Origin of the sequence: Echinicola strongylocentroti, from assembly GCF_003260975.1 — a bacterium.
In the GTDB taxonomy this organism is placed as follows: domain Bacteria; phylum Bacteroidota; class Bacteroidia; order Cytophagales; family Cyclobacteriaceae; genus Echinicola; species Echinicola strongylocentroti.
In genome coordinates this window covers 2,220,164-2,232,987 of sequence record NZ_CP030041.1, presented here as the reverse complement: position 1 = coordinate 2,232,987, position 12,824 = coordinate 2,220,164, and the positions used below count along the sequence as shown (strand labels likewise).

Annotated in this window: 10 protein-coding genes; 8 read left to right on the top strand and 2 right to left on the bottom strand. The window is 40.0% G+C overall.

Features of this window, described 5'->3' with window-relative positions; all coding sequences use genetic code 11:
• Positions 1 to 775 precede the first annotated feature (775 nt).
• The 6 genes from DN752_RS08640 to DN752_RS08615 all read left to right on the top strand — a co-directional run bounded on the left by DN752_RS08640 (position 776) and on the right by DN752_RS08615 (position 9,399).
• Positions 776 to 2,089, top strand: a complete 1,314-nt coding sequence (locus DN752_RS08640; RefSeq protein ID WP_112783569.1) for a site-specific integrase — start codon at positions 776 to 778, stop codon at positions 2,087 to 2,089.
• A gap of 14 nt (positions 2,090 to 2,103) precedes the next feature.
• Entirely contained in the window at positions 2,104 to 2,988 is an 885-nt protein-coding gene (locus DN752_RS08635; RefSeq protein WP_112783568.1) for a hypothetical protein, read from the top strand.
• A 94-nt stretch (positions 2,989 to 3,082) separates the two neighbouring features.
• The gene (gene rhuM, locus DN752_RS08630) at positions 3,083 to 4,045 is read left to right on the top strand and encodes a RhuM family protein (RefSeq protein WP_112783567.1); all 963 of its coding nucleotides are present in this window, start codon (positions 3,083 to 3,085) and stop codon (positions 4,043 to 4,045) included.
• A 214-nt stretch (positions 4,046 to 4,259) separates the two neighbouring features.
• Positions 4,260 to 5,030, top strand: coding sequence for a DUF6577 family protein (locus DN752_RS08625; protein ID WP_112783566.1), 771 nt, complete (start codon positions 4,260 to 4,262; stop codon positions 5,028 to 5,030).
• A gap of 80 nt (positions 5,031 to 5,110) precedes the next feature.
• Entirely contained in the window at positions 5,111 to 6,082 is a 972-nt protein-coding gene (locus DN752_RS08620; RefSeq protein WP_162633171.1) for a nucleotidyl transferase AbiEii/AbiGii toxin family protein, read from the top strand.
• Between the two features lie 347 nt (positions 6,083 to 6,429).
• Positions 6,430 to 9,399, top strand: coding sequence for a CHAT domain-containing protein (locus DN752_RS08615; protein WP_162633170.1), 2,970 nt, complete (start codon positions 6,430 to 6,432; stop codon positions 9,397 to 9,399).
• A gap of 2 nt (positions 9,400 to 9,401) precedes the next feature.
• On the opposite strand, the gene DN752_RS08610 is transcribed toward DN752_RS08615, so the two are convergent.
• A complete protein-coding gene (locus DN752_RS08610; protein WP_112783563.1) occupies positions 9,402 to 10,124 on the bottom strand; it encodes a tetratricopeptide repeat protein in 723 nt (240 codons plus the stop codon).
• The gene (locus DN752_RS08605) at positions 10,111 to 10,668 is read right to left on the bottom strand and encodes an RNA polymerase sigma factor (RefSeq protein ID WP_112783562.1); all 558 of its coding nucleotides are present in this window, start codon (positions 10,666 to 10,668) and stop codon (positions 10,111 to 10,113) included. Before DN752_RS08605 ends, DN752_RS08610 begins: the two co-directional genes overlap by 14 nt.
• Positions 10,669 to 10,867: 199 nt before the next feature.
• Between DN752_RS08605 and DN752_RS08595 the strand changes: the two genes are divergently transcribed.
• Both DN752_RS08595 and DN752_RS08590 read left to right on the top strand, forming a co-directional pair.
• Positions 10,868 to 11,410: a porin family protein gene (locus DN752_RS08595; protein ID WP_162633169.1), complete on the top strand. Its 543-nt coding sequence runs from the start codon at positions 10,868 to 10,870 to the stop codon at positions 11,408 to 11,410.
• 8 nt (positions 11,411 to 11,418) lie between these two features.
• The gene (locus DN752_RS08590; protein WP_112783560.1) at positions 11,419 to 12,711 is read left to right on the top strand and encodes a hypothetical protein; all 1,293 of its coding nucleotides are present in this window, start codon (positions 11,419 to 11,421) and stop codon (positions 12,709 to 12,711) included.
• Positions 12,712 to 12,824: the final 113 nt, after the last annotated feature.

Here is a 12,824-nt window from a genome sequence, read left to right as displayed (position 1 = left end):
TCGTATGACGTGTTTAATACTAAAATTAAGTCGAGCTCAGGTTCATAGTATAATGTGAAAAATAAGGGCGATTTAAGTGGATGTCGTTTGAGTTACTTTATTAGAGAATAATCATGGATACAAAAAACAAGGGAATCTGAGGGATCAAGCAATATTTCTGAAGGGATAAATTTCGACCCGCTTTCTTGAAATTTATTCCCTATTGATTATTGGAATACAGCGCTGGTGGTGTGTATTGGGTTTTAGCGTGAATTTATAAGCGCTAGGAAGTTAATTGCTGCTAAAACAATGAGATTATTCTTGATGTTTACCACTGGTGTTGCCAATGGCTAAGGATGTTACGCCCTTTCAGGGCTTTTTTATGCTATTTGTCTTTTCCAATTTAAGCAAAAAATCAGCGCAAATCATAGTCATCTGTGTCATCAGCGTTCTATCAGTCCCCCAGCTTTTCTGCTTGGCTCAAGATAGCTCAAATTTCAAAAAAAACTTGTTCTTAAACAAGGCTGGTCCGCCCTATGATTTAAAAACAAAAACCCTAACTCATTGCTTTTAAGCGAGTTAGGGTTTGTTTGTGCAGAGGAGGAGGAAAATGAACCTACTATTTAGTATTTTGCACTAATTGATGTAAGTTGCATTAAATCAGTTGTTTGTGTATGTTTGGTGTGAATATTTGACAAGCTGTGATAGTCTAAATTTGGCCTTCGGGACCCTGAAAAGGACCCTGAAAAAGACCCTGACTTTTGGACTAACTCCTTGATATAAAAAACTATACCAAATGGAAGCATCATTAAGATTTACGCTGCGGAAGGACTTGATCAACAAAAGAGGGGAAATGCCGATTTCCCTTATAATTACATTGAATGGCCAGAAAAGAAAGATATCTACTGGTATATCAATTCTTCCTGAATTGTGGTCTGAGTCAAGTAGAAATATACTGGCTCTGACATTAAAGCAAAGGACCCAATTAGAAAAGATCCATGGAGATTTAGTCCCTCCGAAAGCAGTACTTATCAAGTACGAGTCTGAACTAAACGAGCTTAAATTCAAGATTCAAAAAATTGAGGAAGAATTTAGATTCTCTGGGGTTCCCTATAGTGCATCAAAAATAGTAGATAGTTACAAGGAGACCAATGAAGAGAAGGTGGAGAAACCTGAGCCGGAGGGTTTGGTTTATGATTTTATTGATCAATATATCCAGGATAATGAATTGATCAGGGCTAAAGGCAGTTTAGTGGTGTATAAATCCCTACGAAAGCACCTAAAAAACTTTCAGAAGAAATCCAGAAAGAAAATCCGGTTCGAGAACATGGATTATATTTTCATGCAAGCCTTTCAGAATTATTTGGTAGGATGGAAGGAAGTGAATAAGAAAACGGGAAGGGTGACCACTCTTAACAACGTTTCCATTGGTAAACAACTTAGTACGCTAAAGACTTTTTTAAGTTATGCCAGGAGAAGGGGAATCAAAGTCCATGATGGCTACAAAGAGTTTACCATTAAGAAAGAACGGCTTGAAGTAATTGCCCTTAACCAAAGGGAGTTTGATTCACTGTACAATTTGGATTTGAGAGAGAATAGAAGACTACAACAGGTGAAGGACATTTTCATTTTTAGCTGTGCTACGGGTTATCGGTATTCCGATTTGAGGCAATTGAGAAGAGAGCATATCAAGGGAGATGAGATACGCCTGACCATCACCAAAACCAAAGAGCCTTCAGTAGTGCCATTGAATAGGTATTCCCGGGAAATCTTAGCTAAATATGAGGAACGCCTTGAACCCTTGCCCATCATATCCAATCAGAAATTCAATAATTATGTAAAGGAGCTTTGTAAGCTCGCTAGCATTGACGAGCCTGTAGAGATTATCAGGTACAGAGGAGCAAAAAGAGAGGCGAAAGTGTTCCCCAAGTATGAATTGATTAGTGCCCATACTGGGCGAAAAACTTTTGTGACATTGTCTTTGGCCAAAGGAATACCAGCTGAGGTTGTGATGAAAATTACCGGGCATTCTGATTATAAGAGTTTTAAGCGTTATATTGAAGTGGATGAACAGCGCAAAAGAGATGAAATGACGAAAGCTTGGAGCTAACTAATGTTTTTGATATGAATAATTTTAATAAAGGGATTGGGCTTAAAAGATACATTTTTGGAGAGTTATTTTTACATTATGATGGCCGACCCGGGGTGGAAAGAATTTGGATTTACAGATTTGGGTTTGATATCTTCCAAAAAGAGGATGTTCTACGATCCTGGTACCCAAAGTTGTGTGGATTTAGGCTGGTTTTTTTACCACTGCTTATTTTTTCCTTGCTTATAGGGGCTTTTGGATTGGTGTTTTATGCGTTGGCTCAATTGGATATACCAGCATGGTCCTATCTTTTTGTGTTCCTTGGTGTATTCATATGTCCGGTAGCATTTTTAATGGTTTTAATGTTTGGAAAGTCTGCAAAGAATTTGGTAGAGACGGTCTCGTTTTTCAAGTATCTAAGAGCTGGAAATAACCTAAGTAGATTCTTGTTACTGGATTTAGACGATATGGAAGGATTTGAGGAATTCTATGGTGAATTTTTGAGCCCCGTTTATAGGGGCGATTTCAAGAGGGATAAAGCAAATGAGAATACGCTTAGACAGAAATTAGTATACCTTCATTTGTTGACCTATGAATTCAATAATCTTCATGGTTTGGTTCAATATGTAGCAGACCACAGTGAGAATAAATGGGGTACCGAAAAAATATATCGAGTGTTGCAGGAGATACTGGGTGCCAATAAGGACAATATCAGAAAGGCCCAAGGAAGGATCCATCAGCACCTTGATGACTTTGGTGAGGGCGTTTTTAACAAAGATGGAGAGAAAACTAAAGAGTGCCTGGAAATTGCCAAAACCTTCTTCTCATGCACGGATAAAAATTATGCTAATGGTGTTAACATGCCTCTGATAATTGAAAGGATTGACGATGTGCTGGAAAAATATGGAAATGAGTTATGAGTGAATATCTTATGCTGGGAAAGAATAGTTTAGAACTGTGTATTGGCCGAAAATCACGTTCTAAATTTTTCTTAAACATTACCTAAACAATTAAATGGAAAAGCAAATAGAAATTTATCAAGGCAGTGACGGGAAAACTGAGATTAAAGTAAAGTTTGAAGAAGATACTGTATGGCTAAATAGAAACCAATTGACTTCTTTATTTGGTCGGGATATTAAAACCATTGGTAAACACATCAATAACATCTTTAATGAAGGGGAACTGGAAAAAGAAGCAGTTGTCGCAAATTTTGCGACAACTGCTTCGGATGGGAAATCCTACCAAGTAGATCATTATAATCTAGATGTTATTATTTCTGTCGGCTATAGAGTGAAATCCATTCAAGGTACACAATTTCGGCAATGGGCTACCTCCAGATTGAAGGACTATCTAATTAAAGGGTATGCCATTAATGAAAAAAGACTAGCACAAAAGCAACAAGAGGTTCAGACCTTGAAAAATGGGATTCGGATATTAAGCAGGGCAATTGAAGAAAAAATAGATGATACAAACTACCGTTGGCTAGGCCAGTTTGCGAAAGGATTGGAGTTATTGGATGATTATGACCATGAGAATCTTGATCAAAAGGGGGTAAGCAATGTTCAAGCTATTTATCCAACAATGTCCGAGTACCAAGAGGTTATTGAAATGATGAAAGCAGATTTTGATTCATCCATTTTTGGAAAGGAAAAGGATGCTTCTTTCCAAAGTGCCGTTGCCCAGATTGCAAAAGGATTTGGAGATGAAGACTTCTATCCGACGCTAGAGGAAAAGGCTTCCACATTGTTATACTTGATTGTTAAAAATCATGGGTTTGTTGATGGGAATAAGAGAATTGCAGCAGCGTGTTTTTTACTGTTCTTGGAGAAAAATGGACTTCTGCAAAACGAACAAGAACATTTAATCATCAGTAATGAAGCGTTGGCCAGTTTGACCTTATTTATTGCGTCCAGTAAGCCAGAAGAGGTTGATGTAGTGAAAAGGCTTGTGGTGAGCGTGTTAAATAGAAGTAGGTAGGGATGCGGCGTACTTAATTATAAAATTTAATGATTTAAACCTCCTTTTGATTGATTGATGATTTGACGATTGAGCTTTTACTCAAAAATGCCAGTAAACAAGTTTTTCTGGCAAAAATGAGTGTTTTTAAAAAATGCCATTATATTTGCTTTATTGGCAAAATTGAGTAAATCAAAAAAATGCCAATAAATTTAAATACTGACAAATCTGAGCTATGTCTAAAATCATTGACCGTCAAATATTGAAGCAATTTAAAAGTAAAGGAAGTTTCGACCGAGATACCCTCAGTTCCTTTTTGACTGATTTGGATCCGGAAATCACCGAAAGTGCTTTAACCTGGAGAATACATGATTTGGTAAAACGAAAAGTAATTAATCAAGTGAAATTGGGGGTTTATGTCATTTCCGACAAAGAAATCTACAGACCATTTGTATCTGATAAACTGGCTCGTCTATCCAAGATTGTAGCCAAGGAGTTTGATGATCTGGATTATTGCCTTTGGAGTACCGAGTGGCTCAATGATTTTACCAGACACCAATTGGGAACCTTCTTTTACATACTGGAGGTGGAGAAGGATTTTGTAGAGGAAGTATTCAATGCCTATTCAGAATCTAGGCAGTACAGAGTGTACTTGGATCCCAAAGAGGACATCATGGAACGCTATGTGGAAAGTGAAGTTTCCATCGTTATAAAGCCGCTTATAAGTCGTTCACCAAAGCAGAGAGTTGCTGTAAAGGAGAAGTCAAAGGATAAAATCTATGTACCCACCTTGGAGAAGATATTGATTGACGTGTATAGCGATGCAGTAACCTTTTATGCTATACAAGGAAGTGAAATGGACACGCTGTTTGAAACTGCTTTAAAACACTATCAGATAAACTTTACCAAGTTAATTACCTACGCTGGAAGAAGAAATAAAGAGAAACAAATTAAAAGCTACTTAGAGAACAACTTTAGTGACTTTGTAAAGGACATTTTAGAATGATAAAAGCACATTGTTTTACAAAAGAATGGATCAACAGCTTTAAGCAGCAAAAGCATTTAAAGCGAATCAATCCTCCGATAATGGAGAAAATGATACAAGCCCTTTCTTTGTTGCAGCAACTCAAAGCCCATGGTCTAGAGTTCACATTTAAAGGTGGTACAAGCCTTGTTTTGTTACTTGCCAAATCAAGACGGTTTTCGGTGGATATTGACATCATTACCACCCAAAGTCGTGAAGAAGTAGAAGCTATCCTGGACAAAGTGGTAGCAAACTCACATTTCAATAGTTGGGACTTACAGGATAGAAGGAGCTATAAAGAAGGTGTTCCCAAAGCTCATTACAAATTTGATTATGAATCCAGTCTCAACCAAAGTGCTCATTTTGTGTTGTTGGATATTTTGTTTGAGAAAATCGATTACCCAAAGCTGTTATCGGTTCCTATTCAGTCGGAATGGATAGAATCAGAGGAAGTATTGGAAGTGGCTGTGCCTTCCATTGAATCCATTTTAGGAGATAAACTAACGGCATTTGCACCGAATACGGTCGGGATATTGTACGGCAAGGATAAAGAGCAGGAAATCATCAAACAGCTTTTTGATATAGGTTGTCTGTTTGATGAAGCAGAAAACGTAGATGAAATAGCTTTGAGCTTTGAGAAAATTGGAACCAAGGAGATCAACTACCGTGAACTTGAAATTGGTTTAACGGATATTCTGGATGATATTTTTACCACTTCCTTACTCATCGCCAGGCGAACTAAAAATACCGTAGAACTAGACAAAACCCGATTTACTGAACTCACCACAGGTATACGGAGGTTTGAAAGCTTTTTGATAGCTGAAAACTTTAAAATTGAAGATGCCATACTAGCTGCAGGTAAAACAGCTTACCTAGCTAAACAATTAAAGAACAAAGACTATTCTGCCTATGAAAAATTTAATGGTCAGGACATCAGTAAACTAGAAATCACCGGCGAGCTGAACTTCCTGAATAAGCTTAAAAAGTCGAGAGATAAGGCAGCATTTTTCTATTGGTACAAGGCGTTGAATTAAAATGAAAACCGGATTAAAAAATACTATCCTAGTTTGATTAATGGAAGGATGACCATTTTGGTATTGTCCACAATCAAGCATTAGATAACAGTTAGGGGGGAAATTAAAATGAGCGATAGACCATGAGACCTTTTAACCAATGTTTGGATAGCATGCTTTGTTGTCTGGATTACAAAAAATTCTATCTCTGGCCCAAGATTTTGCAATAAGAACGAAATGAGTATTTTTGACTTAAAATTGGAGCGTTTTAACATAGCTCTTTTAGGTGGTGAAATTATAAATGACTGGATTTTTGAATATAAAAGTACTTTTTTATGCTATTATCATGTAAAAACTTATACCCTCTCATGCTACTTTTGTGTGTTCCAATCTATGGGGAGGCAGGGGCACAGGAAACGGACGAATTGCAATATAACCAAATAACCCTGTCCGATACTTCCAATACTGTTGATTCATACAAGTCGGAAATTTCAGATCGTATTGACAGCCTACAGAGCTATTATACAAAGGAGCATCCTCGGTACGATAGTTTGCTTTTTTCTATTTATGATGGGTATAAACAGCAATACGTTGACCTGGAATACCAAAATGATACAAAGAAGGCTCTCCAAATAGCACTGGCATGTGAAGCCATTTTTATTGGAGAGCTAGAGGATAAGGAACAGGCCGATCTTATTTACAATATTGCACACATTTACGATAAGAATGAGCAATACCTGAAAGCCCTAAATTATTACCGTCGCTCCATTGAACGCTATGAAGCCATACATGATGTCGAACGGCTGGACTTACGTAATGATTTGGCACTGGCATATAACAATATCGGTGTGATACATGCCCATACGGGCTTTTTTACCAAGCGAAAGGAATGCTACTTAAAGGCCAAAGCGCTTTGGGAGTCCATGGACGAGGTGGACAAAAGTAACTTGATTTCATTATATGGCAACTTATTGGGGTTATATGCCAAATATGGGGATCGAGAGGCTTCCGAGGAGCTGATAACGATGATAAATGACAAATTTGACCAATGGATGGCTGAAGATTCATTTGGCAAGGGAAGGAAGGAGTTGCAGGCTGAACACCCTCCGCAGATTTATCAGGTACAGAAACACAGGTTAAATCTTCAATATTTGGGGTTTACAAACGATAGAACCAGTGGATTGGCGCATTGGGACAGCCTTAGGACGTATTTCAATAGCATGAGCCTAAAAGACCAGCAACGTTATTCCGAGTACCTCTTAAATGGCTTTTATCGTGTTGCCACCTTGATGGTAGATCAGGATAATGTCAGCGAGAGAGCGGAGGAAAGGAAGTTTATTGATCTTGGAATGAAGGAAAGCAATAGATTGGGAGATCGGTATTATGAAATGATATTCCATACCCGGCTGGTGACCTTTTATGAATATGCTACTGAAGATTTCGCCAATGCACTCATCCATCTAGATAGCGCACTACAGATCGGAAAGGAAATGGATATCCGTGAGTTCAATTTGCTCAATATTTATCTCAAGAGAGGAGATATACTACAAAAATTGGGACGTTTTGAAGAAGCGGAGGAAATGGCCTATCATGGTTTTTCCCTGTTGTTGGGGGAGCCTGTGAGTGATTTGTTTACAATACAACGAGAAGATTTTGCCCAACGCAATGATATATATTACGTCGATGCGCTTCGGGAGGTGGCCAAAATTTACAAAAACCAGTTTCGTAAAGGCGGAAATACTGCACATGCCCAATTGGCCTATCACTTTTACACCATAGCCGCAGACCTTTTTCATGTTTATTACCAAAAGGGTGTTTACAATCCTTGGCTGGACATGACCAATAAGGATATCACCGAAGGGGTGTTGTCCATGCATCTCGCACTTGGGATCACCGATCATGACAAGCTGGTAAATACCTTGGAAAGAAACATGTCCCAACACCTATGGAAGGAGTTTGAGGCCAAATACCAGCAATTCTTATCCGTGCCTGACAGTTTGCTTATAAAAAACAATATGCTTAAGGCCAGTCTGGCCAGGGCAAAAAATGATACGATTGTTTTGGCCGAGGAACTGGAAAGGTTGGATAGGGAGCTCTTGGCAAATGAAGCTGCCATCTCATCCTATGATAAGAAATATTTTTCCTTCTTTTCCGGACAATTGGATATTAATGAATTACGGACGCGTCTCTCCGGGGAGCAGGCGATCATTAGGTATATTGCAACGGATAAAAAGCTTTTTGCTATTGTGGTGAACTCTTCAAATGTCAGTGTAGTGGAAATTGGGGAAAAGAAGCCTGTTTTTGAGTTGGTCGAAAGCTATCATGATCAAGTACAATCCATACGGGATCAGGCTGTAGGATTGTCAAGAGAATTGTATGATCGGTTGATAAGGCCGTTAGGTCTGAACGAACAGACTATTAGGCACTTGGTCATTGTTCCGCAAAGTAATCTTAATTTACTGGCTTTTGAGAGTTTGGAGAATTCCAAAACTGGTCGTTTGATGGTGGAGGATTATGAACTAAGTTATGCGTATTCATTAAAGCTTTGGGAATTGCAACAAAATGCGGGAGCATATTCTTCCCATAAAAATAGTATCGCAGCTTTTGTGCCTGAATACCCCAAGTCCTATCTGGCCGCTATGGAAGAGGACCATGTAACCCGTGGCCGTTTGACGTATTTGGAAGGGGCTTTATCGGAAGCCCAATATATTGTAGATAAACTGGGAGGAGATGTTTTCCATAAAGATGCTGCCAATAAAAATCGTTTTATAGCTTCCATAGGTCATTACCAAATTTACCATTTTGCTACCCACGCCATGGTAGATCATACCAATTATGAAAAATCGGGTATTTATTTTCAGGATGGAGAGACCCTTTCCTATTCCGAATTATATCAAATGCGTTTCCCGGCTGAAATGGTGGTACTAAGTGCCTGCAACACGGGAATAGGTGAACTCCATGAAGGGGAAGGCTTGATGAGTCTTTCCCGTGCACTTACTTATGCCGGGGTAAGAACTTCTGTATATAGCTTATGGCAGGTTCCTGATGAAGAAACTTCCATATTGATGAAGTCCTTTTATAAGTATTTGGTAGAAGGATACGGTAAAGAAGAAGCTCTTGCTATGGCCAAAAGGACTTTTTTGGATGATTTTCCCATGAAACGGCATCCGTTTTATTGGGCGGGATTCGTTCTGAACGGGAATTTGGAAGCCCTATCACTTGAGGACCGTTCGGGAAAATTCTGGAAGTGGGGCGGTTATCTGATCATTTTGCTGCTTCTATTGGGGGTAATAGTTTATACTTATCGCAAGAAGAAAGGAACAAGGACAGGAAACTAAGCCTACCGGAGACTTTTCAAGAGCTGGGCAGCTGGGTTGGCCAAGGGGTGACTGGTTTGTTCGACTTTTTGCAAATAGATTTTTGCCTTTGGTATTTGTTGATTGTCCAGGAAGGCGAGGGCCAAGTACCAATGGGCTACTTCGGTATAGCGCTCCTCTAGGGTCCAGTCTTGCTGTTCCAACAATGGAATGGCTTCTTGGGTCCTGTCGGAAGCCATCAGGGAAACGGCTTGGTACAAAAGTGCATATTCTTTACCGCCATCCCGATACAACTGCTCAAATACAGGAACTGCTTTTTTGTATCGACCTTGGTCATATAGGTGAAATGCATGTGATTTTAAGTCATTCTCTACATTGTCATCTCCACGGACTACAGGGGCCACCACATTAGGATAAGGCTCAAAATAGGTCGTATAAAGCTGGTTTGGTTGGGAATTGATTATAGTACTGGCCAACCAGGTCAGGCCAATCAATAATACCACCCCTGCAGCAACATACCACCAACGGAGACTGTAAGTCTTTGTGGGATTGTCCAGTGACTGTAAATCTGCCTTCAAATTGGCCCTTTCTTCACGGATAATGGCAGCTTTTAGCTGTTTTTGGAATTCAACCTCTGATGAAAACTCCTTGTCGATAGCCATCAGTTCCTCAAATTCGTGCAGTTGATGGGGGCTGAGACTGTTTTCAAAATATTTTTCGATCAATTCGTTTCTACTGCTTTTCATAAGCTCCCACAATCTCTTTTAATTGTTTTAAACACCTTGATTTTTGACTTTTTACCGTATCCTTTGAATCATAGCGGAGGGTCTGTTGGATTTCATCCAGTTTTTTGCCCTCGTAATAGAATAGGCGTAAAACCTCTCTGCACTTCTGGCCAAGTTTTCGATATGCTGTTTGAAGTAGGATTGCCTTTTCATCCTCCAAGTCCATTCCATACGGATCAATTTCCTCAAATAGGTTGATTTCCTCTATTGGAATGTTTACGTGAGGAGCCTTCCCCTTTTTTCTCGAATATTCCATGAGTTTATGCTTCCCAATAGCGAAAAGGTAGGTTTTGAGACTGCTTTGCAATGTTGCCAATTTTCCACTTAGGATATTTTCGTACAGTATTATGACACTGTCCTGGTAAATGTCCAGGATCATATCCTCTTCCTTAGTGTACTTTTTGGCAAAATCAACAAATTGGGGCTTGTGTATTGTATAAACCTTCCCCAGGTCCTTTTTATTACCGTTACGTATACTTTGAATGAGTCGCTCCTCTTTATTCATTTATGGTAAAATCAGGTAAAAAGTAAACACTTGGTGGCCAAAACTACAATTTTTTTTCATGTACATGTTTACTTTTTCCAACATTTCACATGAAGTATATAAAGGTTCATGTCGCAATCCCTTGAGCTTTAAAAATGTTTGAAGAGAATCAAGCATGGGCCGATCAATCAAGTTCTTTTTAAAGTAAATCACTTTTGTTATGAAAAAATTAATGATCATTTGCGTGTTTTTGAGCGCCTTTACCTTTAACGCCAATGCCCAAAAGGGAGACATGGGCCTAAATACAGCGGCTATGGCAGGTTTGCCCACTGGTGATTTTGGCGATGCTTATGGTATGGGCTGGGGGGTATCCCTTAAAGGGCTGTACAGTTTGAATTCAGTCGGTCAAGTAACCCTTTCCACCGGCTATTCTCAGTTTGGGCTGAAAGATACCTACGACGAAAACCTAAAAGGATCTTTGGGTATTATACCCGTATTTGCAGGGTATCGCCATCAGCTGGGGCAACTGTACCTCGAGCCCCAATTGGGACTTTCTGTAAACCGCAGTAACCTGAAAGCAGACTTTGGAGATGCCGGAAACTTGTCAGGAAGCGCTTCGGATACTTCTTTCGGCTATGCCGCCTCCATTGGTTATCTATTGGGTGACGTGGATCTTTCACTGAGCTATCAGGGTTTTTCCCTTTCCAGTCAAGGGCTTGGATTCATTGGGTTCCGAGTCGGGTATCAATTTAAACTTAACTAAACCGTATTATGATGAAAATGCAGTATTTATCGGAGGCAAAAATTATTTGCGCCCTTGTGATGGGTTTGTTTTTAGTCCTGACCGCTTGTAGTGACAGCGAGGATGAACAACCTCAGGAGGAAATTCTACCCCCCATTGTGCTGGCCTGTGATTATTTTAATGAAGACCGGGTCTTGGAAAATGATCCTCGAAGACCAGTTGATTATGTCATTGAATGCTGGGCTAACGTTCAGGGAGCCCTTAGAATTAACCCAGGGGTAGTGGTTGCTTTTGAAAAGGACGCAGGGCTATATGTAAACCTTGACAATAATTTGTTCGAAGTAGTGGGGAGACAGGAAGAGCCGGTGGTTTTCACGGGTACTGTCCAACAGAAAGGGCATTGGAGAGGCCTGTTTTTTACCGAAGCCCACAATCTTAACAATACCATAGAGCACACCGTGATCGAATACGCTGGATCACAAAACCTCACGTCCTCTTCTCCGGTTTACGAAGGTTCCCTGGCCTTAAGGGGCGTTTCAGGCACCCCTCCGCAAGCCCTTTCCTTAAGCCATGTAGAAATCCGCAACGGGGGAAGCGTTGGTTTGGACTTTCACGGTGTCAAGACAAATGCCACTGTTTCAGCTTCCAATCTTGTCATTACTGGAAATGAGGGCGTACCCGTGAAGGTGTCCGCAGAGATGGCGCATATATTTGATAATACGTCGTCCTATGCAGGAAATGCATCAGACTTTCTGAACATTACCTCATCCAATTACGAGATTGAAGAAAAGACGGTCACTTGGCAACAATTGGATGTGCCGTACTTGGTGGACAGTAGGGTACAAATTACTACCAATGGCCACTTGACCATAGAGGCAGGAACGGAAATGCAGTTTAGAAGTGAGGCATACCTACAGGTTTCATCTGGCTGGGCAACCGACGCCCCGAGCCTGAAAATCCAGGGTACGGAAAGCGATCCTGTTCATTTGAAGGCCCATAATGGTACCGACTGGGGAGGGATTTACTATGGCTTTACCGAGGAGGACAATGTAATCGAACATGCCGTTATCGAACATGCCAAAGGAGACTTCCCTGTGGGCAATATCCAGAATACTGGAGCGGTCTATATGCATGCCGATCCCATGCTTACCGTTACCAATACCACATTTCAGGACTTGCCCAACTATGCTTTTTTTGCTTATACGGGAGCAAGTTCCTCGCAACCGGAGCTTCCTAACCTTAACAGATCCAGTAACACTTATATCAACGTGGCCAAAGGAGAAGCTGGTTTAGGTTACTTGGGCTGGAACAATAAACCATAATAATTCCAGAAAAAAAGACAAGATTTCTGCCCAATACGATATCTCAAGTATTGGGCAGATCTCTGGTTGCCAGGGATGAAAATATATTCTTCCATATTGATTTAAATAATTAT

Coding starts and splice junctions, on each gene's coding strand:
- rhuM (WP_112783567.1), top strand. CDS start 3,083: ATGGAAAAGCAAATAGAAATTTATCAAGGCAGTGACGGGAAAACTGAG.
- DN752_RS08635 (WP_112783568.1), top strand. CDS start 2,104: ATGAATAATTTTAATAAAGGGATTGGGCTTAAAAGATACATTTTTGGA.
- DN752_RS08610 (WP_112783563.1), bottom strand. CDS start 10,124: ATGAAAAGCAGTAGAAACGAATTGATCGAAAAATATTTTGAAAACAGT.
- DN752_RS08595 (WP_162633169.1), top strand. CDS start 10,868: ATGAAAAAATTAATGATCATTTGCGTGTTTTTGAGCGCCTTTACCTTT.
- DN752_RS08615 (WP_162633170.1), top strand. CDS start 6,430: ATGCTACTTTTGTGTGTTCCAATCTATGGGGAGGCAGGGGCACAGGAA.
- DN752_RS08640 (WP_112783569.1), top strand. CDS start 776: ATGGAAGCATCATTAAGATTTACGCTGCGGAAGGACTTGATCAACAAA.
- DN752_RS08625 (WP_112783566.1), top strand. CDS start 4,260: ATGTCTAAAATCATTGACCGTCAAATATTGAAGCAATTTAAAAGTAAA.
- DN752_RS08605 (WP_112783562.1), bottom strand. CDS start 10,668: ATGAATAAAGAGGAGCGACTCATTCAAAGTATACGTAACGGTAATAAA.
- DN752_RS08620 (WP_162633171.1), top strand. CDS start 5,111: ATGGAGAAAATGATACAAGCCCTTTCTTTGTTGCAGCAACTCAAAGCC.
- DN752_RS08590 (WP_112783560.1), top strand. CDS start 11,419: ATGATGAAAATGCAGTATTTATCGGAGGCAAAAATTATTTGCGCCCTT.